Raw genomic sequence first — 23,318 nt, 5'->3', positions numbered from 1 at the left:
AGGAGGTCGCCGGGTACGTGTTCGGGCTCGGCGGCATGGCCAATCTCCCTTGTGGTGATCGCATCGACGCACCCCGGCCGTATCGAGACCGGAACGGTCGCGTCGGTGGTCACCCGGCTCGATTACCTGAGGACCGTTTTCCACACCGTTCTTCGCTGTTCCCCGTCGTTCCTCGAATCGGTGTCGACGGCGGTTCCGAACATCGGTCCTGGTCGCTCTGCTGGAACCTCCTCCGGGGGTGTCGGGTGTTCACGCGTCGATCGGTCCAAGGCATGACCTGGAGCTTCAGGTCGGGGGACCGGGATCGGCGCCGGTCCGGGTGGTCGCACCCCGACCGCCGTCACCGTCTTCGAAGGCTCGGGACGACCCGGCTCCGATCGACCCGGTTCCGTCCTCGGCCCGGCAGCGCGCTACCGGTGTGCGGTCCACCGGCGGTAGCGGTATCGGGGTCGAGGCGGTGAGGGACCGATGGTCGGGTCGAGGTGGGCAACGGTGACCTCCCGCCGAGCGGGGACGGGGGAGGGACCGGATGGTCTTCCGGTGCCCCCACCTTCCACTGAACACGACCGGGGATCGACTGCCAAGCCCCGATCTCCGGCCTGTGGACAACCCTTCCGAACCCGGAAGGGTGTCCGGTTCAGTACAGGTCGAGATGCGGTTCCGGAGCCGGATCGGGAACCGGGACCTTCCAGGTCAGCACGGTTCCGGAGACCTCACCGCGCCTGGCCTCGAACTCCCCGCCCAGGGCCAGGGCCCGCTCCTTCATGTTGCGCAGCCCGCTGCGGCGACCCGTCTCCGGCAACCCGACCCCGTTGTCCGTCACGCTCAATGCCAGGGTGGTCGAACGGCCGGTGACCGCCCTCTCCTCCACGACCACGGACACGTGTACCTCCGAGGCCTGGGCGTGTCGGGCCACGTTGGTCAACCCTTCCCCGAGCACCGCCAGGAGTTGCTCGCCCACGTCCTCGGGGACCGACGCGTCGATCGGCCCGTCCAGACCCACCCCCGGATGACAACCGAGACTGTGCGCGGTGTTCTCCGCCAGTCGCAGGATCCGACCGCGCAACGACGTGTCCTGCCGACTCGGTGGGTTCTGCAGGTCGAAGATGGTGGAGCGGATCTCCCTGATGGTGCCGTCCAGCTCGTCGATGGTGAGCTGGACCCGTTCCTCGGCCTCGGCGGAATCGATCAGCCGGACCGTGCTCATCAGGGTCATCGCCGAGGCGAACAATCGCTGGATCACCACGTCGTGCAGGTCCTTGGCGATCCGGTCGCGCTCCTCCAACACCACGATCCGCTCGGTGTCGCGGCGGGCGTCCGCCAACTCCAGGGCGACCCCCGCCTGCGCGGAGAACGAATGCAACATCCGGCGGATGTTGGCGTCGAACGGAGCCCGTTCGAGGAGCTTGCCGAGCAACAACACGCCTCGGGTGTTCCCCGGGGTGCCCAACGGCACCAACAACCCGGGACCGTACCCGCGGTGCGTCAGCATCGGGCATTTGGCCTGCCGTAGATCGGGAATGGTGACGGCCTCCCCGGACTCGTACACCCACCCACAGACGGAGTCGTGGATCTCGACCGGCGTCCCCAGGATCTCCTGGGCGACCGGACCATCCGCGAACTCCGCGAAGAGGTGATCGCGCGCGTGCGGGTCGGGCAGCATCACCACCGCCGTGTCCGCCCCGCTGATCTCCCTGGCCTGGGCCGCCATGTAGGTCAGCACCTGGTTGGTGTCCGCGCCCGAGAGCAGTCGCGTGGTGATCTCGCTGGAGGCGCCCAGCCAGCGTTCGCGCAGCCGGGTCTCCTCGTACAGGCGGGCGTTCTCGATGGCGACGCCGGCGGCGGTGGCCAGCGCGGTGACCATCGCCTCGTCCTCCTCGTCGAACTCCTCGCCGTTCTCCTTCTCCGTCAGGTAGAGGTTGCCGAACACCTCGTCGCGGACCTGGATCGGTACCCCGAGGAAACTCGACATGCCGGGGTGCCCCTCGGGGAACCCGCCGAACTCCGGGTGGTCGCGCAGATCGGACAGGCGCAGCGCGGCGCGGTCGTACAGGGGCGCGCTCAGCACGCCCCTGCCATGAGGGAAGCGACTGATCCGTTCGACGTGCTCCCGGCTCAGCCCCACGGGAATGAACTCGGTGAAGTTGCCGTCCTCGCCGATCACTCCGAGTCCGGCGTACCTGGCCTTCGTCAGCTGCGCGGCGGCCTCTGTCAGCCTGCGCAGCACGGTGGCCAGGTCCAGATCACCACCGATGGTCAGCACCGCCTGGAGCAGGGAATGCACTCGTCCCTGGGCGGATGGTCCTGTTCGTGCCCCGGAACGCATCTCCGCGAGGAGTTCGCCCAGGGGCTTGGGGGACAACCGGTGGCTCTGGGGGATCTCGGTCATGTGTGGTTCAACCTCCGCAGAGCCGTTGAGGGGTTGAGGGCTAATACTCGAATTGTCGTTGGTTTTTTCCCGTTTTGCCACATCTGGCTGCTCTGAAGCCTGTCTGTGGGGCGGATAAATTACTTCGAAAACGCGGACGACGGTTGGGTAATTCATGCTAACGTCGCGGTCAGTCAGCGCGGCAAGCCCTCTCTGACCTGGAGTCGAGCATCTGGAACACGATGTTTCCGGTGCCATTCACATGAACCCCACAGGCTGTCGGGACCCGGGCATCGCCTCGGGGAGGACCCACGGTACGGCGGAAGGAAACCTCGGTGTCTGGATACCACGGTACGGTCGGCGCCACCGGCGTCGGTCCCGCCGTGTGGCCGGAACCACTCCGCAGGGTCCTGCTGCTCGCGGGGTTGGTCACCGCGATCCTGTTCACCGTATGGCTCTCCTCCGCTCCGGCACACGCCGAGGAACTCTCCCTCTCCGAACCCGCGCTGCCCTCGACGGGCGCCGTCGTGGAACGGGCGGAGGGACTCGGCCCGGTCGGTGACACCGTCGCCGAGGTAGGGGGCCACGCGACCCGAGCGGTCGGCGGTGCCTCGGAGGCCGCACAAGCGCTCCAGGCCAAGACCCCGGATCCGGTTCCGCACGTTCACGAGGCCGTGCGTTCGGCCTCGCTGCCCGAACCGGGTGGGCTTCCCGAGACGCTCGCCCCGGTCACCGGTCAGGTCGACCACCCCGAGTCCCAGGACACGGACGGCCCCGATGAGACCGGCGTGACCACCGAGACGGGGCAGAACCCCGAAGAGCCCGAGGTCGAAGAGACCATGGCGCGCCTCGATGCCCCGCCTCCTCACGAACGGGCCGTCCCCGACCCGGTCCAGGCGACCGATGTGGCGGACTCCGACGACGAGAGTGATGTCCTGGGTCCGGACGTCCTCGACGCCTCCTCCGCCGGCGGTGCCGCGCCCGCCACGGCGCCCACCGCCACCGGCGGCACCGCGACCGCGCACGCCGTCGCCGGCTACCTCGCCACCGCGGCCGCTCCGGCACCCGCCCCCGGCCTGTTCGAGGCCGCCCGACACGTCCTGCGTTCGGCGCCCGTCGAACCCACGGACGAGTCCACCTTCTCCCCGGACTAACGGACCCCCACAGGTCCACCGCGCCGCCACGCCCCGAGCGTTTCCACACGCTCCTCATTCCTTCGGCGTCCCACCGCGCGCGATCGGCCTTCTCCCGGCACACCCTTCCCAGCCACGCGTCTGGGGGCTGACGTGAGCCCCGCACCTCCTGCGAGGTTCACGTCAGCCGGTGGTCCGCCAGACCGACCGACTGAATCCGGCAAGAACCGACCCCGCCCCTTCCATGGGCGCGATGGTTCGACCGCCGGAACAAGCCTTCCGGCCCCGATCCCCCGGCCAGGGAGACGGGCCACCGTGACGGGGCGTGACATCGCCCCGTCGCACCCGAATGAACCGACACGAGAACCACTCTGGAAGGACACACATGTTCCACACCGCCCGCTCCTCCGCCCAGGCCATGCTGTTGGCGGCCGGCACCGCCGGATTCGTCGCCCTCGGCGCCGGGATCGCGGGGGCCGACACGCTCGGCGGTGTCACGGACGGCCTCCCCCTGGGAGACCTGGGAAACCAGGTCCCCACCGCCCTGACCGAAGGCGTCGGTACCCCCGTCGGTGACCTGGTCCAGGTCCAGCCCGGCGAGATCTCCGCCCAGCCCGATGTCCAGCACCAGTCCGGAACCCCCACCGACACCGTCGGACACGTCGTCGGTGACGGTGTCTCCGCCGAAACCCCGATCGAGACCGGCGAGGAGAACGCCGCCGAACTCGGCCCGCTCGGTCTGGACGGAGCCACCGAGACCCTGCCGCTGACCGACGCGGCCGGGGCCTCCCCGGTCGGCGGTGCCGTCGACCCCCTCTCCGGGCTGTTGGGGGGTACGGGGCTGCTCGACGCCCTCCCCCTGAGCGGTGGCGGACAGACCCTCCCGCTGAACCACTCCGAGTCGCCCCTCGACCTGGGGCACCACGCCTCCGTCGTCGAGGACACCGCGGGTGAGTTGGGGAGCCGGGTCAAGACCGGGGTGCAGGAGACCGACGCGCACCTGGTCGGCCTCGACGAGGTCGACCTCGACCGGGTCGGTGGGACCGTCCCCATGAGCGACCCCGTCGGGCTCGACGCGGGTGAGAACGCCGACCTGACCGGCGGAGTCACCACCCTGTTGCCCGCGGACGTCGCCGAGACCCTCCCGATGAGCGGATCCGAGGACCTGGCCGCCACCGATGTGGTCGACGGCGTGGACGCAGGGGCGCTGAACCAGGCCACCGAGCCCGTCACCGACACCGCCGCCGAACTCGAACTGCCGCTCCCCGTGGGCGACTCGGCCGGGACCCTGCCGCAGAGCGGTGCCACGGACCTGGTGGGCGATCTGCTGCCGCAGACCCCCGGCGGCGACCTCGTCGACGTCCAGGGTCTGCCTCAGTTGGGAGAGCCCCAGGTCGGCACCGACCAGTTGCCCGTCTCCACCGACGAACTGCCCGTGGCCGAGGGTTCCGCCGCGGACCTGGGGTTGGGCCTGAGCTGATTCCGAACGTGCGCCCACCCACAGCGGTGGGCGCACCACCTTGGGCGATACGCGTGACCGCCTCCGTCGATCGGCCATCGGGTTGAACTGTGAGGGTTCCCCGGAATCCGCCGGTGGGCACGGGTCGGCTCTCGCCGCCCGAGGTGCGCGGTGTGCCCCGGCCCAGGAGGCCGGGGGCGCGCCGAGTCCTCACCCGGACCGCCCGCTCCGGTCCGGGGAGGGAGGACGACACAGGGGTTCCGAGAGCGTTCGGGGCGTCGGGGCGGACCCCGGCGCCCCGTTCTCCCGCCGCGCATCGGGTGCCGCACATAGGGCGCGGTCGGCTCCGGCCATGGGGCGTTCCGATCCGGTGCCCTTCCCCTAACCCGTGGTCCTCCCTGAACCCGCGGTCCTTCCCGGACCCGACCGGCCCCCTCGACCCCACCGAACCCGTGAACGCCGAAGGGCCCCGCCGTTCACGGCGGAGCCCTCCACGTCGAGGTCGATTCGTGTGACCGCTACCAGTCGTCCTCGCCGGTACCGAACCCGAGCCCGTCCTCACACGGGTTGGACGTGGCGTCACGGCCCTCGCCCGGACGGGCGGACGGCGATCCCGTCGCGTCCTCCTCGCCCACACCCTCTTCCTCCAGCGCCTCGCCGTTCTCCACGACCGACCGGTCCACCGGGGTCGGAGAGGACGTCGGCGGCTCTTGCGGGACCGAAGCGTCATCGGCGGCGAGCAGTTCCGGCAGAGGACGGTCCTCGCGCACGGCCCGGAACAGTTCCTCGGCGTCCTCCTGGTTCCACATGACCCGGTTGGGGTCGTACGGAGCCTGGTACCAGGGCACGGTGTGGAACTCGATGTCGGACAAGTCCACGTCGGCCATGGTGACCGCGATGGACAACATGCGATCGAGCGAGAGCTCACGGTCGGTGGCGCTGTGTTGGGCCACCGCCTGCAGGACCCCGTTGAGCTTGCGCGGGCTGGCCAGCACGTCGCTGCTGGTCACCTGGTCGGCGAGCGCCGCCATGAACATCTGTTGTCGGTCGATGCGGCCGATGTCCCCACCGTCGCCGATGTCGTAGCGGGCCCGGACGAAGGACAGGGCCTCCTCCCCGCGGAGGGTCTGCTGACCGGCTTCGATGTCGAGCTTGGACCGCTCGTCCCGCATGGGCTCGGGGATGCACATGTCCACCCCACCGATGGCGTCCACCACGTCTCGGAAGCTCGCGAAGCTCAGGTGGACGAAGTGGTCGACCCGAATGTCGGTGAGCGACTCGATGGTCCGCACGACACAGGGCGGGCCACCGTGGTACATCGCGGCGTTGATCATGCCGAAGTAGCCGTAGGTGCCCTCGGTCTTGGCGTAGGCGTCGCATTCGGGAAGCTGCACCAGGGAGTCGCGCGGGAAACTGATCACCGACACGCGTTTGTCCGGCGAGATGTGCGCGAGCATCAGGGAATCGGAGCGTTCGCCCTCGAACTCCTCCGTGTAGGCGGGACTGTCCTCCTCGTATCCATCGGATCCGATGAAGAGGATGTTGACCGCGTCGCTGATCTTGTCCGGTCGGTCCTCCTCGCTGAGTACCGAACCGATGTCGTGCTGCGTCATCTCCGAACGCAGTGAGTGGTAGTAGCCGTAGGCGGTGGCGGCGCCCAGACACAGGAGGATCGCGACCGAGGCCGCGGTCCACAGGACGACGCGGCGCAGACGGCGGTGCCCCTTCTTGCCGGTCGCCACGGTGGCCGTGGCGGTGGCGGCGGACTCATCACCGGCTCCGGTGGCGCCTTGTTCCTCGCCGCCTGCCTCGCCGTCCGTCTCGGGTGCGCTCTCGGGGCTCGCCCCGGTGACGTTCGAGGTGGCCTGGGCGGTCACTTCCTCGGCGCCTTCGGACGGTTCCGTCTCGGAGCTCTCGGCACCCTCGTCATCCGGAGTGGTGTCGTCCTCGGTCCGGTCCCGCGAAGCGTCCTCACCGGACTTCTCCGTGGCCGCCACGGACTCGTCGACGTCGTCGACGACGGGCGCCGGAGCGCTCTCACCATCAGGCGTACTCACACCGTCCGGTGCCGACGCTCCGTCCGTTGCCTCTTCCGGTGCCTCGTTCGGATCCTCGGCGCGAGGCTCCTCGGCCACGGTCTCGGGTCCCCCGGGACCGTCTTGTTCCTCGGAGTCTCTCCGGTCCTCGGACACGGGATCGTTCTCCGGGATCTCGTCTGGTGTCTGGTCCGCGCCGGAATCGGCGGAGTTCTCGTCAGCGGGCATCGTGACAATCTCGGTGAGTTCGGACGGCTGGACGTGCCAACGGACGGACACCGACCCGAGCGGGTCTCGCGTCCGGATCCGAGGAATGGCGGAGGTCGCGCAGGGGATGCGCGCGGGATGTCCGGAATCCGGGCCGAAAAGTCATCGAGGGAAGATGTGGCACCCGTGGAAGAGGGTGCGGCACCGATGGGCAGGGGGCGGCTAAGACACCAGAACCCGCGCGTGGCAGTGATCCTAGGTGAAGTTCTCGCAGAGTGCGCGTTCGGGTTGTCCACGCGCGCGGTTCCTGACCACAATTGCGCCGCACAAGTTCCTTCGTCGGATGGAAGTCCACGGAGGTTTTCCTGCCCGACTTTCTCACGTGTGACCGCAAGAATCACTTCTGACCCGCCGTGGGAACATCGGTTCGGAGCGTCCCGGTGGGCGTGCGCGCAATGATGCGGTTCCGCCTGGAGAACGCTCCCGATCGGGGTGCGTGGAGTCGCGTGTCCCGTGACGAACCGGGGTCAGTCGTCCCAGAACGCGCTTTCCTTCTCAGGGCTCGCCGGTGTGGCGGTGCGTCCGCTGGTCTTGCCGGAGGGCTTGGTGCCACCCTTGGTCGTCTTGGTGGTCGTCTTACGGGCCGGGGTGCTCTTGGCGGGCGCGCTTCCGGTGTGCCGGGGACGCGCGGTGACGGAGCTCTTCTCGATCGGCGCGGCGGGCTTGGGCGTCTCCCCGGAGTGGATGCTCAGGGCCTCTTCCTCCACGCTCAGCATCTTGCGCATCGCGGAGGGGATCTCTGGGAGGCGGTCCGCTCGCAGGTGGGCGCCGAGGACGTCCAGAGCGTGGTCGCACAGGACCCGCTTGGCGGTACCGGAGCCGACGCCACTGAGTTGTTCGACCTCTGGCAGTTCGTGTTCGCGCAGTAGCCGGACGACGGCGGCGAGCCGTTCACGCGTCTTGCGGTCGGTCATCGACATGACGGTGAGCTCGGCGTCGCGCAGGAACTCGGTCTTGTCGCCGTCGCCGTCACGTTCGGCGATGAACGCGCTGGTGAGACTACGGGCGGAGTTGCGGGTGCCGGACCGGAGCTCGGCTCGGCGGATCTGTCTGGCGTGCAGGGCCGTGACGACGGCGCTCGTGACCAGGCTGATGCCGGCACCCAACAAGACGAGCACGGCGGGGTTCTCAAGAATGTCCACGGGAGGCCTTTCCGGACGGGGCCGCACGGGGCAGGGGTTGCGGAGGTGGGGGCGTGCGGGGAGGTGCTCGGGTGCGTGACTATTCGGTAGTTCGGTACATCTTGTCAAGTGTCATGACATGCCGGGCACACGAAAATAGACGCCCCCGCAGATCAGGGAGGCCGGTGGGGATCGGTGTCGAATCGCCCTCGCCCATCACTTACCCGGGAGTTCGTGGTCGAACACGACCGTCCACAGGCTGTGGATAATCGCCCCGCCCTCCAGGTCGTGAGCCCGCCCGTGCTCCCGGCCGGGGCCGTCCATGAGTCGACCCGAGCCGATCCGTGACATCCGGGGACCGGTTCAGGACGGGCCGAAGCGCCGGCGGAGGCCCTGAACCCTCCGCCTAACCCGCGAGCAGCTTGTTCACGGCGTCGGGGGAGAGGACCTCCTCGGTGACCATCGCCGCGCATCCGCGAACCCCGGCGTCGTCCCACAGGGTGCTCGGAACTATCCGCAAACGGCGAGTGGACAGCGCGGTGCACTGTTGGAAGACCACCTCGCGCACCCCCGCGACCAGGTGGTCGTAGGCCCCAGAGAGGTCGCCGCCGAGCACGATCACCTCCGGGTTCAGTAGGTTGACCGCCCCCGCGAGGGCCTCACCCAGCCGTCGCCCCGCGTCGCGTACCAGGGTCACGGCCACCGGATCCCCGTCCTGGGCCAGCGTCACCAGCTCCGGCAGTCCCGCGACCGCCCGCCCTTCCCGCGCCGCGAGGGTCAGCAGGCGTCGGCCACCGATCACCGCCTCCAGGCAGTCGGTGTTGCCGCAGCGGCACGGCAGGCCGCCACCGTCGCGCACGGGGATGTGCCCGAGCTCCCCGGCCGCGCCGAGGGCCCCGCGCAGTAGGTTGCCACCGGAGATCAGCCCCGCGCCGATCCCCGTGGAGACCTTCACGAACATCATGTCGTCGGTGTGGCCGTGGCCGCCCGAGATGTGCTCACCCAGGGCCATCACGTTCACGTCGTTGTCCACCATGACCGGGACCGGGAAGCGTTCGGCCACGAGCGGGGCCAGGGCCACGCCGGCCCACTTGCCCAGGACGGGCCGATCATCCGCCCGACCCGCGTGGAACTCCACGGTTCCGGGCAGGCCGATCCCCACGCCGTGGACGTCGTCGGGGGAGCGTTCGAGGGACGCGATCTGTTCGCTCCATGTGTCCAGTAGCCAGGGCACGGTTGCGTCGGGTCCCTGTTCCATGTCGGGCGAGCCCGGCGTGCGGACCAGCACCCGACCGTCCAGATCGCACACGGCGGCCTGGCTGCGGACCATGCCCAAGGCCCCGGTCAACACCAGGCCGTGGGAGGCGTTGAACTCCAGCAACGTGGGTGGCCGGCCACCACTGGAGGCGGCGCGGGTGCCCTCCGTGACCAGGCCGTTCTCGATCAGCTCGGTGATCCGCAGGGCGACGGACGGGCGCGAGAGGCCGGTCGCTCGGGCGATCTCCGACCTGCTGGTGGCGCTTCCCGTACGGATCATCTCCAGGATGTGGCCGCTGGTCGCGGTGGAGGACAGGCGTCCTGGGGTTCTGGCCATGCCTCATTGAACCATTCACCAGGTCGGTCGCCGTGAAGACCGTGTGCTTATGTAAATTATTGTTCTGAAGTGTGATTGGTTTTTTACCATAGTGGGATTAAGGTCGAAACAGGGTCGTTGGTCCCCCCGGCCACGACGTTCCGGACCCCGCACCGGAAGTCCTCGGACCCGCGCCCCGGCACCCCCCGATCACACCTCTCCTCCCTCCCTCTCGCAGGAGCCGACCGAATGCAGCAGCCCGTGCCCCGCCACCCCACCGACCTGGTGGTCTTCGGCGGAACCGGCGATCTGTCGATGCGCAAACTCCTTCCCTCCCTCTACCTCCTGGACCGTGACGGTCACCTGGACGAGGGGACACGCGTCATCGCCGTCTCCAAGGACGGACTGACCGACGCCGACCTGCGCGACAAGGCGGCCTCCGCGGTACGTGGCCACAACGCCGTCCAGGTGGTCGAACCCGAGGTCCTGCGCCGCTTCCTGGGGCGTCTCCGGCACGTCACGGTGGACGTCGGCGGAGACCCCTCGGGCTGGACGCGTCTGACCGAGGCGCTCACCTCCGGCCGGGACCGGGTCTTCTACCTCGCGGTGCCGCCGATGATCTCCGGCGCCATCTGCCATGGCCTGCGCGACGCCGACCTGGTCACCCCGGAATCCCGAGTGGTCATGGAGAAGCCGCTGGGCCGCGACCTGGTCTCCTCACAGGTCGTCAATGACGAGGTGGGGGCGGTGTTCGACGAGTCCCGCATCTACCGGATCGACCACTACCTGGGGAAGGAGACCGTGCAGAACCTGCTCGTGCTGCGGTTCGCCAACGTCTTCCTCGAACCCCTATGGAACTCTCGCTGGATCGACCACGTGCAGATCACCGTGGCCGAGACCGTCGGCGTCGGCGGCCGTAGGGGCTACTACGACTCCTCCGGTGCCATGCGCGACATGGTCCAGAACCACCTGCTGCAGCTGCTCTGCCTGACCGCGATGGAACCGCCGTCCAGCTACGACCGCGACGCCGTCCGCGACGAGAAGCTCAAGGTCCTGCAGTCCCTCAAACCCGTGGCGGGGGACCAGGTCGCCCGGCACATCGTGCGCGGGCAGTACACCCGCGGAGAGGTCCAGGGAGAAGAGGTCCTCGGCTACCTGGACGAGGCGGGCGGGCCGCCGACCAGTGACACCGAGACCTACGTGGCCCTGCGCGCCGAGGTGGCGAACTGGCGGTGGGCGGGCGTCCCCTTCTACCTGCGCACCGGCAAACGCATGGCGAACGCCGACTCGGAGATCGTGATCCGGTTCCGGGACGTGCCGCACACGATCTTCCCCGGCGCCGGTACGCCCAGCGACGCCGGCTCCCTCGTCATCCGACTCCAGCCGGACGAGGGCATCCACCTGACCATGCTGGCCAAGACACCCGGCGCCGGAGCGCTGAGGTTGCGGCCGGTCCCGCTCGAACTCAGTTTCGCCGACACCTTCGCCACCCGCTCACCCGAGGCATACGAGCGGCTGCTGATGGACGTGTTGGCCGGGGACTCCACCCTCTTCATGCGCCGCGACGAGGTCGAGGCCGCATGGCGATGGGTGGACCCGATCATCCAGGCCTGGGACGACCTCGGTGTCGCCCCTGAGCCCTACCCCGCCGGAAGCGCCGGCCCCGCGGGCGCCGACCGGCTCATCGGCCGCACCGGCCGTACGTGGCACGAAGAGGAGAGAGCCCGATGACCGCGCACCCCGACCTCCACCCTGTCGTCGCAGAGGTGACCCGCCGCCTCGCCGACCGCAGCGTCGACACCCGATCGGCCTACCTGGAACGGATCCGTGAGGCCGTGAGCAAGGGGCCGGCCCGTTCCTCGATGGGTTGCGCCAACCTCGCCCACGGGTTCGCCGCCTGCGGTGTGGGCGACAAGCTCGCCCTTTCCGGGGACGTCACCCCCAACCTGGCGATCGTCTCCGCCTACAACGACATGTTGTCCGCGCACCAGCCCCTGGAGTCCTACCCCGCGATCATCAAGGCCGCGGTGTCCGAGGCCGGCGGCGTCGCCCAGTTCGCGGGTGGTGTCCCCGCCATGTGCGACGGCATCACCCAGGGCCGTGAGGGCATGGAACTGTCCCTCTTCAGCCGCGACGTGATCGCGATGGCCACCGGCGTGGCGCTGTCGCACGACATGTTCGACGGGGCGCTCATGCTCGGTGTGTGCGACAAGATCGTGCCCGGCCTGCTCATCGGCGCACTGTCCTTCGGGCACCTTCCGGTGGCCTTCGTGCCGGCCGGCCCCATGGCCTCGGGGCTGCCGAACCAGGAGAAGGCGCGGGTCCGACAGAAGTTCGCCGAGGGACAGATCGGGCGCAAGGAGCTGCTCCAGGCCGAGTCCGCCGCCTACCACTCACCCGGCACCTGCACCTTCTACGGCACCGCCAACTCCAACCAGATGCTCATGGAGGTCATGGGCCTGCACCTGCCAGGCGCCAGCTTCGAGCAGCCGGGAACCCCGCTCCGCGAGGCCCTGACCAAGGAGGCCGGGCGCCGCGTACTCGGCCACACCGCGTTGGGGGAGGAGCACACCCCGCTCGGTGAGCAGGTCGACGAGAAGGCCATCGTCAACGCGGTGGTCGCGCTGCTGGCCACCGGCGGCTCCAGCAACCACACGCTGCACCTGGTGGCGATCGCCCGCGCCGCCGGTATCCGGCTCACCTGGGACGACTTCGCGGACCTGTCCGAGGTGGTGCCGCTGCTCACCCGCATGTACCCCAACGGTGCCGCGGACGTGAACCGGTTCCACGAGGTGGGCGGCATGGCCTTCCTCATCGGGAGCCTCCTCGACGCCGGTCTGCTCCACGAGGACGTGCACACCATCGTCGGCCCGGGACTGGACCGCTACCGTCAGGTGCCCCGCCTGGACGAGAACGGTCTGACCTGGGTGGACGGGCCGAAGGACAGCGCCGACAAGACGGTACTGCGCGGCGCGGGCGACCCCTTCGCCCCCGACGGCGGTCTGCGCATGCTCTCCGGCAACCTCGGCCGTGCCGTCATCAAGGTGTCGGCCGTCGACCCCGAACGGCGCGTGATCGAGGCCCCCGCCAAGGTCTTCGCCGACCAGGCCGAACTGCAGAAGGCCTTCACCGCGGGAGAGTTGACCGGTGACTTCGTCGCGGTGGTGCGCTTCCAGGGGCCGCGTGCCAACGGAATGCCCGAGTTGCACAAGCTCACCCCGCCGCTCGGGGTCCTACAGGACCGGGGCCAGAAGGTGGCCTTGGTGACCGACGGGCGTATGTCCGGGGCCTCCGGGAAGGTGCCGGCCGCCATCCACGTGTCCCCGGAGGCGGAGGCGGGCGGTCCGTTGGCCAGGATCCAGGACGGCGACCTCATCCGGCTGGACGCGGTGAACGGCACACTGGAGGTCCTGACCGACCTGGAGGGCAGGGAGGACGCTCGTCCCTCCGTCGACTCCTCGGTGGGCACCGGGCGTGAGCTCTTCGCGGCTCTGCGCGCAGCGGTCGGCCCGGCCGAGTCCGGCGCCGGCGTCTTCGGTCACTGAGGAATCCGCGCGCCGGGGACCCGCACGACCCCACCCGTACCGAACCTGTACTTGGAGAAGCACATGACGACCGTTCCCCGCTCCGGTGAGGACCTGTTCGCCCTCGCCCCGGTCATGCCGGTGGTGGTGCTGGAGAACGCCGAGGACGCGGTGCCCGTGGCCCGCGCACTGGTGGCGGGCGGCCTGCCCGGCATCGAGGTCACCCTTCGGACACCCGCCGCGCTGGACGCGATCGAGCGCATCGCCGAGGAGGTGCCCGAGGCGGTGGTGGGCGCCGGCACGGTGGTCTCCGCCGACCAGGCCGACGCCGCCGCGAAGGCGGGGGCGCGGTTCCTGGTCAGCCCGGGGTGCACCCCCGACCTGGCGCGCGCCATGTCGGACACCGGGCTGCCCTCGCTGCCGGGGGTGGCCACGGTGTCGGAGGCGATGACCCTTTTGGAGTCGGGCCTGACCGCGCTGAAGTTCTTCCCGGCGGAGGCGTCGGGCGGGGCACGGTTCCTGAAGTCCCTGGGTGGACCGCTGCCGCAGGTGCGCTTCTGCCCGACCGGTGGGATCACCCTCCAGAGCGCGCCGGACTACCTCGCCCTGCCGAACGTGGGCTGTGTGGGCGGGAGTTGGTTGACCCCGACCGACCTGGTCGCCGGGGCCCGTTGGGACGACATCACGGCCCTGGCCCGCGAGGCCGCCGCGCTGCGTTCCTGAACCTCGATACCACGGACCTCGATACCGCGGAGCGCACACCGCCGACCGTCGCTGGGAAGCCGACGGTCGGCGGTGTCATGTCTCGGTGCGAAGCGGATCTTGATGCCGGACAAGGGGCATGAAAGCGGATAAGTTTCGTGGAGGGGGTGCCTGAACGCTCCGTAACGGGCATACTGCACTGCATTCACTTGCGTCACTATCACGTGACTCCGTGACCACCCCCCGATCCCCCCATCGAGGTGCAGACATGGGCGCGACCATGAACCGCGTTAACCTGACGACCGCCGCGTTGACCCTGGCGCTATCGGCCTGCGGATCCGAACCCGAGGACACCGTGGACACGATCGACTCCGGTGCCGAGACCACCCCCGAGGTCCACCGGGCCCTGAGTTTCACCACCACGACGACAGACGGCGCCGAGTTCGAGGGTGAGTCCCTGACCGAGTCCGACGCCGTCCTGTGGTTCTGGACCGCGGACTGCGAGGAATGCCCGGGCCAGGCCTCCGTGGTCTCGGCCGCCGACCGGGTGCACGAGGACATCGACTTCCATGGCGTCGTCGGTCGTTCGGAAGAGGAAGCCGCCCTCCTCTTCGAGACCGCACACGGGATCGACGACATGACCAACCTGGTCGACGAGTTCGGCACCATCTGGGGTGGCTTCGAGGTGATCAGCCCGCCCTCGTTCGTCTTCCTGCGATCCGACGGCACCCACACCACCGTTCCCGGCGCGATGAACGTGGACGAGCTGAACGCCGCCATCGAGGACGAACTCACCTGAGGGCCCGACCCGCCCTCGGTCGTCGGTCGGAGCGCGGGAGTCCACGAGCGCACAACCCCGTCCAAGACCCGCTCCAGACCCAAGGAGAACTCGTGGTCGGGGCCGTAGACCGCCCGGTGTGCCCGGCCGTTCGGCGGCGGGAACGGGAGGGAGGGGACCGGGCGGGGCCGGGTCCGGTAGGGCGGGCCTCACGGGGTCAGGAGGTGGTGGTGCGGTGTCGGTGGAGGATTTCGAGGACGAAGCCGGGGACGAGGAGGGCACCCCACCGTTCGGGAGCGACCCAGTCGAGTCTTTGGCCTTCGGTGAGGGTCAGGGAACGGGGATCGCCCTCCCAAGTGGCGGAGAAGAAGGTGAGGTGTTGCCCGGAGCCGTTGACGTCGGGGGCCTCGCAGAACTCGGTGAGTCCTTCGACGGTGAGGCCGGCCTCCTCCTGGAGTTCGCGGACGATCGCCTCGCGCGGGGCCTCCCCTTCCTCGCAACCACCGCCCAGAGTGCTCCAGTGGCCGGGCCAGGCGATACCGGGAATGTCGTCGCGCAGGTGCAGCAGATATCGTCCGGCGCCGTTGGTGATGATGGCCATCGCGCCGTGGGTGGCAGGAGCGGTCGTCATGTCGCTCACGCTAGGCCACGGGACGTCGCGAGGCCCATCCGGTGGGCGGGAGCGTTCGTCCCGAGGACGGTGGTCAGGGTTTGGCCGGACAGCCCACCAGGTGATCCTCGACCACGCCGGTGGCCTGGAGGTAGGAGTACGTGATGGTGCCGCCGACGAAGGTGAACCCGCGCCGCTTGAGGTCGCGGCTCAGCCGGTCGGCGAGCGGGGTGGTCACCGGAACCTCCTCGGGTGTGGTCCAGTGGCCCACCACCGGGGTGCCGTCCACTCGGTCCCACAGGTAGGCGTCGAAGCTTCCGAACTCCTCGCGCACCCGTAGGAAGGCCTGGGCGTTGCGTACCGCCGAACCGACCTTGAGCCTGTTGCGGATGATCCCCGGGTCCGACAGCAACCGGTCCGTTTCGGTCTGTCCATAGCCGGCGATCCGATCGAAGTCGAAACCGTCCATCGCCCGCCGATAGTTCTCGCGCTTGTTCAGCACCGTGGCCCAGGACAGGCCGGCCTGAGCACCCTCCAACACGAGCATCTCGAACAGGTAGCGGTCCTCATGGGAGGGTCGCCCCCATTCGCCGTCGTGGTAGGAGGTCATGAGCTCGGAGGTGGTCCGGGCCCAGGAACAGCGCGGATCGTCGACGTCGGGCACTGGGGCTCCTCATTGGCTGGTCGATGCGGGGCACGTCCATCGTCCCCGAGATCGACGACCATCCGACACGTGGCGCGTTCGGTAAAACACGTTGAGCCGTTCGTCGGAGGCAGCGAGGATGCTTGGGTGACGAACACGAACGCCGGGACCGTACCGACCGGCGCCCCTCGGGTGCGCCTGGTGGAGATGACCGAACCCATCCTGGTCGCCCTGAAGAAGGGGGACGTCTCGACCGCCGGGAGACTGGTGGGCGCGGAGTTGGGGCCGCACTTCGCCGAGAAGGAGATGCTCTGGCTCAGCGGCTACCGGCTCGACCAGCTACGGGCGGTACCGGAGCGTGCCGGTTGGTTGACCAACGTCGTGGTGGACGCCGACGACGGCGGGGCGGTCGGCCACGCGGGATTCCATGGACCACCGGACGAGCGCAGAAGTGTGGAGATCGGATACTCCGTCGTGCCGGAACTGCGGCGTCGGGGTTACGCCCGGGCGATGGTGGTGGAGCTGCTGCGGCGGGCCGACGCGTCGCCGGACGTGATGACGGTACGTGCCGCGATCAGTCCGGACAACGTCGGATCGCTCGCCACCATCACCGGCTTCGGCTTCGAAAGGGTCGGTGAGCAGTGGGACGAACGTGACGGACTGGAGTACATCTTCGAGCGTTCCTCACCCTTGCCGGAGGAATCGACTCGGGGGTAGCGTTCCCCTAATTACCTCGACATCAAGACAATCACGGTTTCGCCTCGACACCCTCGGAGGACGCACGTGAGTGCCCTGGAGATCACCGAATTCAGACGTGTCCACCGGCGAAAAGGGAACGCGGACTCGGTAGCCCTGCGCGGCGTCACCCTCGACATTCCCGAAGGCGAGACGCACGGGCTGCCGGGACCCAACGGCGCGGGCAACGGAACCCTGGACCGAACCGAGAGGAACGTATGACGACCCCCGACACCTCCACCGCACTCGGCTTCGGTCTCCACCATGTCCAGATCGCCCTCCCGCCAGGTGGTGAGCAGGACTGCCGTGCCTTCTACGTGGGCGTCCTCGGCTTCGTCGAGATCCCCAAGCCCCCGGTTCTGGCGGCCCGCGGAGGCCTGTGGGTGCGCGCCGACGCCCTGGAGATCCACCTGGGAGTCGAGAAGGGGTTCGCCCCGCAGCGCAAGGCGCACCCCGGCATCCTCGTGCGTGAGATCGACACCCTCGCCGAGCGGATCACCGCAGCCGGACACGAGGTGACCTGGGATGACGCCTTCCCCGGTTATCGACGTTTCTACGTTTTCGACAACAACGGCAACCGGCTGGAGTTCCTCAGCCCGCGGGAGTGAGCGCGAGTACCCGCCGCTCGGGCCGGGAAGCGACGTCCGGCCCGAGCACGCGTCCTCGAATCCTCAGTCCGTGCCGTGCCAGGATGACCACAGGGACGCGTACGCACCACCGGCGGCGATGAGTTCGTCGTGCGGCCCGATCTCGGTGATCCGACCGTCCTCCACCACCGCCACCCGGTCCGCGTCGTGCGCCGTGTGCAGCCGGTGCGCGATCGCGATCACCGTCCGGCCCTCCAACACCGCCGCCAGGGACCGTTCGGCCGCTCGCGCCGTCCGCGGATCCAACAGTGAGGTGGCCTCGTCGAGCACCACCGTGTGCGGGTCGAGCAGCACCACCCGGGCCAGCGCCACCTGTTGGGCCCTGGCCGGGTCCAGGTCCGCGCCACCCGAGCCCACCGGGGTGTCCAACCCCTCGGGCAGCTCCCGGACCCAGTCGGCGTCCACCGCGTCCAACGCCGCGAGCAGCCGGGTGTCATCGGCGTCCGGGGCGGCGATCGCGACGTTCTCCCGCAACGAACCCGTGAACACGTGGTGCTCCTGGTCGACCAGGACGACGCGTTCGCGCAGCACTCCGGGGGAGAGGTCGCCGACGGGCACCCCGCCGACCAGTACCCGGCCCGAACCGGGCACGTCCGCGCCGGACAACAGCCGTCCGATGGTGGTCTTGCCCGCCCCGGAAGGACCCACCACCGCGATCCGCTCACCGGGGCGGATCTCCAGGTCGATGCCGCGCAGTACGTCGTGGCCCGGCACGTAGGCGTAGTGCACGTCCACCAGTTCGATCCCGTCGCCCTCGGGCTCGGGGCCGGGCCCGGTGGACTCCTCCGGTAGCCGCTGGACACCGCGCAGCCGGGCGAAGGACGCCGTGGCCCGCTGAATCTCCTCGACCCACTGGGTCAACCGGATCATCGGGTTCACCGCCTGCTCGATGTAGAGCAGGCACGTCACCAGGGCGCCCAGTTCGATCCCGCCGTCGAGGTAGACCAGACCGCCCACCAACAGGGCGATGGCGCTCGGCATCATGAAGCCGCTCTCGGTGACGGGGAACAGGACCGTGCGCAGACGCAGGGTGCCGCGTCGCGCCCGGTACAGCAGCCCCACGTCCCGTTCGGTCACCTCGATCCGATCCCGCTGAACGCCCAGGCCCTCCACCGTGCGCCCGCCCTCGGCGGTGGCGGACACGTTCTCCAAGGTCCCGGACAGCGCCGCGCCCTCCGCCAGGTACGCCCGCCGGGATCGTCGCAGGTACCAGCGGATCACCGGGATCACCAGCGGGATCGAGATCACGAGGCACGCCCCCAGCAGCGGGCTGATCCAGAGGATCGCGCCGAACAGCACCACGAGCTGGAACACGTACAGCGCGATGTCGGGGAGGGCACCGCGCAGTGTCTGCCCCACCGTCGCCACGTCCGCCGAGGCCCGGGTGGTGAGGTCGCCGGTGCCGGAGCGTTCCACCACCCGTGTGGGCAGCGCCAACGTCCGCCCGACGAAGTCCTCGCGCAGTCGCCGTAGGACGTGTTCGCCGAACCGATAGGTGGAGCGACGCGCGTACCGGGTGAGAACGAGTTGTGCGCAGGCCGCCACCACCACACCGGCGGCCATGAGGTCCACGACGTCCAGGGTGGCGGTGCCGTCCTCCACCATGTCGATGATCAGCCCCAGCAGGTAGGGGCCGACCAACCCCGCGGCGCCCGCGAGCAGGGTCAGGACCACCAACCGGGTGACCCGTCCACGTTCGACGCGCAGCAGTTCGGCGGTGTCGCGGCGTACCTGGGTCCGGTCGGCGACCGGGAGCCGTTCGCTCATGCCCCGGCCTCCTCGTTCCCCTCGTGGGCCCGGTGCTTCTCGATCTCCCCGGCCTCCTCGTCCGTGTCGTGTCCCGAGGGGTCCTCCTCGTCGGCACCGCGCAGAACCAGGGCCCGGTAGTCGCTCCTGCTCTGGGCCAGCTCCCCGTGCGTGCCGACGGCGACCACCTCCCCGTCCAGGAGAAGGACGACGCGGTCCGCCCGATCGAGCAGCAGCGGTGAGGTTCCCACGACCACGGTGGTGCGCCCGGAGCGTGCCTCGTGGAGACGTCCGGCGATCGTCGCCTCGGTGTGCGAGTCCACCGCCGAGGTGGGCTCCACCAGCACCAGGACCTCGGTGTCGGCGAGCAGGGCACGGGCGAGCCGGATCCGCTGGCGCTGCCCTCCTGAGAGGTTGCGTCCCTGGGGTTCCACCCATGAGTCCAGGTCGTTCGGCATCGCGTCGACGACGTCGTCGGCGGCGGCCACGTGCAGTGCCTCGCGCAGTTCCGAGTCGGCGTGGCCGCCGTGCGGATCCAGGACCTCGCGCAGTGGACCCGCGAACAGGTAGGCACCGTTGTCGCTGAGCAGTAGGCGTTCGCGGACCTCGGTGAGCTCCACGTCGCGCAACGGGACCTCGCCCCAGAGGACCTCCGAGTCGATGTAGCGGCACAACCGGTCCGCGACGGCGGCCGCCTCCTTCGGGGACGCGGAGACCAGGGCCGTGGTCGTGCCGGGCACGACCCTCACCCCGGAGTCCGGATCCTCCAGACCGGACCCGGGCACGGGCCCCGGTCGATCCACCCCGCTTCCGGCCAGCGGCGGCTCCAGTTCGAGGACCCGTAGCACCCGTCGGACCGAGACCAACCCCTGGGTGACCCCACTGGCGCCCTCGATCAGGAAGAACACCGGCACGATGAGGATGGCCACGTACGCGTAGACCGCCACGGTCTCGCCCACGGTGATCTGCCCGGCGACCGTCAACCGGGCAGCCACCCAGGTCACCACGCCCAGGAACACCACGGGCAGACAGGCGCTCACCGCGTGGAACCAGCTGGTGGTCTCGCTGACCCGATACCCCTGATGGAGCAGGGCCCCGGACCGCTCTTCGTAGCGGCGGGCGAAGTGCTCCTTGCCGCCGATGCCGCACAGCACTCGAAGCCCGGACACGATGTCGGCGGCCAGCGCGGTGGTGGCGCCCTGGTGTTCGCGATAGGTCCGCTGACGTCCCTGCAACCGACCGAGGAGGGGCCCGACCACCAACGCCAGCACCGGGACACCCAACACCACGATCGCGGCCAACGGCGGCGACATGGTGAAGAGCAGGATCGTGACCCCCGCGTACCCGAGGACCGCTCCGACCCCGGGTCCGGTCATGGTGAGGATGTGCGCGATGAGGAGCACGTCCGAGGCCTGGACGGTGGACAGCTCCCCTGAGGTGACCCTCCGGGCCAGGGAGGAGCCCAGTACGGTCGAGTGCCGGGTCACCACGCGCATTGTTCGGTGCGCGGCGTCCATCCGCACCATCGACATGGTGCGGTGCCGCAGGATCGACAGGGTCGCGTTGAGGACGGTCACCACCACCAGGACCGCCACCCACAGGACGAGGGCACCGGGGTCCCGAGCCCTCAAACCGTCGTCGATGGCGCGGGCCAGCAGGTACGGCGGGACCAACAGGGCGCCCATCCACAGGGTTCCGTAGAGGGCTCCGCGCAGCACCCGCCAGGGCTGACAGGAGATGAGCCACCACACGAAGCGTGCCGAACCGCGAAGGTCGGGTGCACCGGTGGGAGGAAGGGCGGAACGGGGGAGGGGCAGGCTTCCCCAAGGGCCGGGGACGTTCGTCGTCTGGGCCAATCGGTCCTCCTGGAGGGGCCTGGGGGCCTTCATCGAATCAGAGGCCGGGCCCGGGCCGTACCCCAGGGTGGGAGACGTCCGAGAGAGACGTGAGGGGGACGCGCACTTCGAGTACGAGGTCTCCGTTCCCCCTCTCGTCCCCGATTCGAATGGTGATTCCGGTGATTTCGGCGCCGAGCTGAGACGAATTCGTATAACGCCTGCGTCACGAATGGCCGAGATACTCATATATCGACTGAGAACGCGCATTATAAGTCGTTGGCGAGCCGCCGAACAGGATGAGGTGACCACAGATGGCCGACCCGGCCGACGAAGGCGGCGGGAACAGGAGGAGGATCCTGCTGCTGGGCGGTGCGGCGGCGTTGGTCCTCGTCGTCGTGGCGACCGCCCTCATGGTGGGAGACCGTTTCACCTGCGGAGGCCCGGGCAGCGGCGTTCGGCAGATCCAGGGCGAGTGCGTCGGTATCACGGACGGCTCCTTCGAATTCGCCGACGAGTTCGAGCATGTCTCCGGGCTCATTCGGGCCGAGAACGAACGCGTCGACGCCCTCGCCGACGGGCAGCCCATCGTCCGCGTCGCCTTCCTGGGCACCCTCAGCTTCGAGGAGGTCGGCCCGATGGACCCGACCCGGATGCGCGGAGCCCTGGAGGGCGCCTACACCGCGCAGATCCGCGCCAACGACACCCGCGCCTACGGTGACCCCACCCCCCAGATCCAGCTGGTCCTGGCGAACATGGGCGGGCGGCAGGGGTCTTGGGAGCCGGTCGTGGAGGACCTGGTCGCCATGGCGCAGGACGAGGAGCGCCCCCTCGTCGCCGTCACCGGTCTGGGGGTCAGCATCGAGTCGACCAAGAGCGTCGCGGAGGAACTCCACCGGTACGACATCCCCATGGTCTCCTCCGCGGTCACCGCCGACGGGCTCGCGCACGGACCGGAGGGCATCGACGACGCCGGCGACGAAGAGAACCCCGCCTTGCCCGGGGTGATCCGGGTGGCGCCCAGCAACAACGAGTACGTCAAGGCGCTGGGGACCTACCTGGAAGGTCTCGACGAACCCGCCCGCGCCGTCATCGTGCACGACCAGACCGAACCCGACCTGTTCGTCTCCACCCTCAAGAGCGCCTATGACGAACACCTGAGCGCGTACACCGAGGGGCGCTCCGTCCAGACCTACAGGGGCACCACCGTCGGTGACACCCCGCCCGCGGGTCTGTTCTCCGACGTGTCCGGCAACGTGTGCGCGACCGACGCCGACACCATCCTCTTCGCCGGACGCGCACCCGACCTGGACGCGTTCCTGGACAGCCTCAGGTACAGCGTCTGCGATCGCGAGATGCGGGTCCTCTTCGTCTCCACCGGGATGAGCATGCTCAACCAGGAGGAGGAGATGCGGATCGTCGAGGAACAGGACATCACGCTCGTTTACGCCACCGGCCTCGACCCGCGCTGGAACGACGCGCCCGCCGGTTCCCCGGGCGTTCCGGAGGGTTACCCGGCCTTCCGCGACGCCTACCGGGAACACTTCGGCGAGCACGACACCGACCTCGAACGGCTCGCCAACGGCTACGCGCTCGTCAACCACGACGCCGTGGCGGTGGCCGCCGCGGCCATCCGGATGACCAACGAGCAGGGCAACGAGCCGGTGGCACCGAGGGCCGAGGCCGTCCGGGACCGGCTCATGCTGCTCAACACCCGCAACAGCCAGGTCACGGCGGGTGGTGGCACGCTCAGCTACAGCCCCGAGAGCGCGGGCGATGCCATCGGACGGTACGTTCCGATCGTCGAGCTGCCGTTCGACGCCGACGCCGAACCGAAGCCGGAACCGCACGTCATCGCCGGAGGGGAGAGCGCGCCCTGAGCCACCGTTCGTGGCGGCGTCATCCCTCCTGAGCGGAGAGTAAGCGTGTGACACGTGGCGGGACGCGCGATAGAACAGCACGGACGTCCCCGATGCCGTGATCCGGCGCCGACGAACGAGGAGCACGTTCCCTTGACCGACAACCCGTTCCTGTCACCCAGCACACTGCCCTACGGGCTCCCGGACTTCGCGAGGATCCGCGAAGAGCACTACCGGCCCGCCTTCGACCAGGGCGTGGCCGAGCACCTCGCCGAGGTCGCG

Annotated in this window: 17 protein-coding genes; 9 read left to right on the top strand and 8 right to left on the bottom strand. The window is 69.5% G+C overall.

Features of this window, described 5'->3' with window-relative positions; genetic code table 11:
- Positions 1-637: 637 nt before the first annotated feature.
- Positions 638-2,389, bottom strand: coding sequence for a GAF domain-containing protein (locus ABZ717_RS11710; RefSeq protein WP_358508475.1), 1,752 nt, complete (start codon positions 2,387-2,389; stop codon positions 638-640).
- A 314-nt stretch (positions 2,390-2,703) separates the two neighbouring features.
- On the opposite strand from ABZ717_RS11710, the gene ABZ717_RS11705 reads away from it, so the two are divergent.
- Entirely contained in the window at positions 2,704-3,522 is an 819-nt protein-coding gene (locus tag ABZ717_RS11705; RefSeq protein ID WP_358508473.1) for a hypothetical protein, read from the top strand.
- Between the two features lie 364 nt (positions 3,523-3,886).
- Positions 3,887-4,981 (top strand): hypothetical protein, encoded by a 1,095-nt coding sequence (locus tag ABZ717_RS11700; RefSeq protein ID WP_358508471.1) that lies wholly within the window; start codon positions 3,887-3,889, stop codon positions 4,979-4,981.
- A 497-nt stretch (positions 4,982-5,478) separates the two neighbouring features.
- Here ABZ717_RS11700 and ABZ717_RS11695 read toward each other — a convergent pair whose 3' ends face one another.
- The 3 genes from ABZ717_RS11695 to ABZ717_RS11685 all read right to left on the bottom strand — a co-directional run bounded on the left by ABZ717_RS11695 (position 5,479) and on the right by ABZ717_RS11685 (position 9,978).
- Positions 5,479-7,224, bottom strand: coding sequence for an LCP family protein (locus ABZ717_RS11695; RefSeq protein ID WP_358508469.1), 1,746 nt, complete (start codon positions 7,222-7,224; stop codon positions 5,479-5,481).
- 506 nt (positions 7,225-7,730) lie between these two features.
- Positions 7,731-8,405, bottom strand: a complete 675-nt coding sequence (locus tag ABZ717_RS11690; RefSeq protein ID WP_358508467.1) for a hypothetical protein — start codon at positions 8,403-8,405, stop codon at positions 7,731-7,733.
- A 385-nt stretch (positions 8,406-8,790) separates the two neighbouring features.
- Positions 8,791-9,978 carry an ROK family transcriptional regulator gene (locus tag ABZ717_RS11685; protein WP_358508465.1) on the bottom strand — a complete coding sequence of 396 codons (1,188 nt, stop codon included), beginning with the start codon at positions 9,976-9,978 and terminating at the stop codon, positions 8,791-8,793.
- Between the two features lie 228 nt (positions 9,979-10,206).
- On the opposite strand from ABZ717_RS11685, the gene zwf reads away from it, so the two are divergent.
- From zwf to ABZ717_RS11665, 4 genes are all read left to right on the top strand, one after another.
- The gene (zwf, locus tag ABZ717_RS11680) at positions 10,207-11,688 is read left to right on the top strand and encodes a glucose-6-phosphate dehydrogenase (RefSeq protein WP_358508463.1); all 1,482 of its coding nucleotides are present in this window, start codon (positions 10,207-10,209) and stop codon (positions 11,686-11,688) included.
- Positions 11,685-13,502 (top strand): phosphogluconate dehydratase, encoded by a 1,818-nt coding sequence (edd, locus tag ABZ717_RS11675; RefSeq protein ID WP_358508461.1) that lies wholly within the window; start codon positions 11,685-11,687, stop codon positions 13,500-13,502. The genes zwf and edd overlap by 4 nt, the downstream gene beginning before the upstream one ends.
- Before the next feature lie 63 nt (positions 13,503-13,565).
- Positions 13,566-14,204, top strand: a complete 639-nt coding sequence (eda, locus tag ABZ717_RS11670; protein WP_358508460.1) for a bifunctional 4-hydroxy-2-oxoglutarate aldolase/2-dehydro-3-deoxy-phosphogluconate aldolase — start codon at positions 13,566-13,568, stop codon at positions 14,202-14,204.
- A gap of 259 nt (positions 14,205-14,463) precedes the next feature.
- Positions 14,464-14,982 carry a thioredoxin family protein gene (locus ABZ717_RS11665; RefSeq protein WP_358508459.1) on the top strand — a complete coding sequence of 173 codons (519 nt, stop codon included), beginning with the start codon at positions 14,464-14,466 and terminating at the stop codon, positions 14,980-14,982.
- A 196-nt stretch (positions 14,983-15,178) separates the two neighbouring features.
- On the opposite strand, the gene ABZ717_RS11660 is transcribed toward ABZ717_RS11665, so the two are convergent.
- Both ABZ717_RS11660 and ABZ717_RS11655 read right to left on the bottom strand, forming a co-directional pair.
- Positions 15,179-15,592, bottom strand: a complete 414-nt coding sequence (locus ABZ717_RS11660) for an NUDIX domain-containing protein (RefSeq protein ID WP_358508457.1) — start codon at positions 15,590-15,592, stop codon at positions 15,179-15,181.
- A 73-nt stretch (positions 15,593-15,665) separates the two neighbouring features.
- Positions 15,666-16,235: a DNA-3-methyladenine glycosylase I gene (locus ABZ717_RS11655; RefSeq protein ID WP_358508455.1), complete on the bottom strand. Its 570-nt coding sequence runs from the start codon at positions 16,233-16,235 to the stop codon at positions 15,666-15,668.
- Between the two features lie 126 nt (positions 16,236-16,361).
- Between ABZ717_RS11655 and ABZ717_RS11650 the strand changes: the two genes are divergently transcribed.
- Complete coding sequence (locus ABZ717_RS11650) at positions 16,362-16,931, top strand: GNAT family N-acetyltransferase (RefSeq protein ID WP_358508453.1); 570 nt, start codon at positions 16,362-16,364, stop codon at positions 16,929-16,931.
- 236 nt (positions 16,932-17,167) lie between these two features.
- A complete protein-coding gene (locus ABZ717_RS11645) occupies positions 17,168-17,557 on the top strand; it encodes a glyoxalase (RefSeq protein ID WP_358508451.1) in 390 nt (129 codons plus the stop codon).
- Positions 17,558-17,620: 63 nt separating this feature from the next.
- Here the strand turns inward: ABZ717_RS11645 and ABZ717_RS11640 are convergent, their stop codons facing one another.
- Together ABZ717_RS11640 and ABZ717_RS11635 are read right to left on the bottom strand one after the other, a co-directional pair.
- Positions 17,621-19,363, bottom strand: coding sequence for an ABC transporter ATP-binding protein (locus ABZ717_RS11640; RefSeq protein WP_358508449.1), 1,743 nt, complete (start codon positions 19,361-19,363; stop codon positions 17,621-17,623).
- Positions 19,360-21,198: an ABC transporter ATP-binding protein gene (locus tag ABZ717_RS11635; protein ID WP_358508447.1), complete on the bottom strand. Its 1,839-nt coding sequence runs from the start codon at positions 21,196-21,198 to the stop codon at positions 19,360-19,362. The genes ABZ717_RS11640 and ABZ717_RS11635 overlap by 4 nt, the downstream gene beginning before the upstream one ends.
- Before the next feature lie 293 nt (positions 21,199-21,491).
- Here ABZ717_RS11635 and ABZ717_RS11630 point away from each other — a divergent pair, with 293 nt between their 5' ends.
- A complete protein-coding gene (locus ABZ717_RS11630) occupies positions 21,492-23,057 on the top strand; it encodes a hypothetical protein (protein ID WP_358508445.1) in 1,566 nt (521 codons plus the stop codon).
- Positions 23,058-23,318: the final 261 nt, after the last annotated feature.

Origin of the sequence: Nocardiopsis sp. NPDC006832 (assembly GCF_040635885.1) — a bacterium.
Lineage (GTDB): Bacteria > Actinomycetota > Actinomycetes > Streptosporangiales > Streptosporangiaceae > Nocardiopsis.
This window is presented reverse-complemented; position numbering and strand designations above follow the sequence as displayed.

Excerpts from the sequence above, each read along its gene's own strand:
- ABZ717_RS11700 (WP_358508471.1), top strand. The coding sequence starts at position 3,887 with ATGTTCCACACCGCCCGCTCCTCCGCCCAGGCCATGCTGTTGGCGGCC.
- ABZ717_RS11645 (WP_358508451.1), top strand. The coding sequence starts at position 17,168 with ATGACGACCCCCGACACCTCCACCGCACTCGGCTTCGGTCTCCACCAT.
- ABZ717_RS11710 (WP_358508475.1), bottom strand. The coding sequence starts at position 2,389 with ATGACCGAGATCCCCCAGAGCCACCGGTTGTCCCCCAAGCCCCTGGGC.
- edd (WP_358508461.1), top strand. The coding sequence starts at position 11,685 with ATGACCGCGCACCCCGACCTCCACCCTGTCGTCGCAGAGGTGACCCGC.
- ABZ717_RS11665 (WP_358508459.1), top strand. The coding sequence starts at position 14,464 with ATGAACCGCGTTAACCTGACGACCGCCGCGTTGACCCTGGCGCTATCG.
- eda (WP_358508460.1), top strand. The coding sequence starts at position 13,566 with ATGACGACCGTTCCCCGCTCCGGTGAGGACCTGTTCGCCCTCGCCCCG.
- zwf (WP_358508463.1), top strand. The coding sequence starts at position 10,207 with ATGCAGCAGCCCGTGCCCCGCCACCCCACCGACCTGGTGGTCTTCGGC.
- ABZ717_RS11660 (WP_358508457.1), bottom strand. The coding sequence starts at position 15,592 with ATGACGACCGCTCCTGCCACCCACGGCGCGATGGCCATCATCACCAAC.
- ABZ717_RS11695 (WP_358508469.1), bottom strand. The coding sequence starts at position 7,224 with ATGCCCGCTGACGAGAACTCCGCCGATTCCGGCGCGGACCAGACACCA.
- ABZ717_RS11640 (WP_358508449.1), bottom strand. The coding sequence starts at position 19,363 with ATGAGCGAACGGCTCCCGGTCGCCGACCGGACCCAGGTACGCCGCGAC.
- ABZ717_RS11685 (WP_358508465.1), bottom strand. The coding sequence starts at position 9,978 with ATGGCCAGAACCCCAGGACGCCTGTCCTCCACCGCGACCAGCGGCCAC.
- ABZ717_RS11630 (WP_358508445.1), top strand. The coding sequence starts at position 21,492 with ATGGCCGACCCGGCCGACGAAGGCGGCGGGAACAGGAGGAGGATCCTG.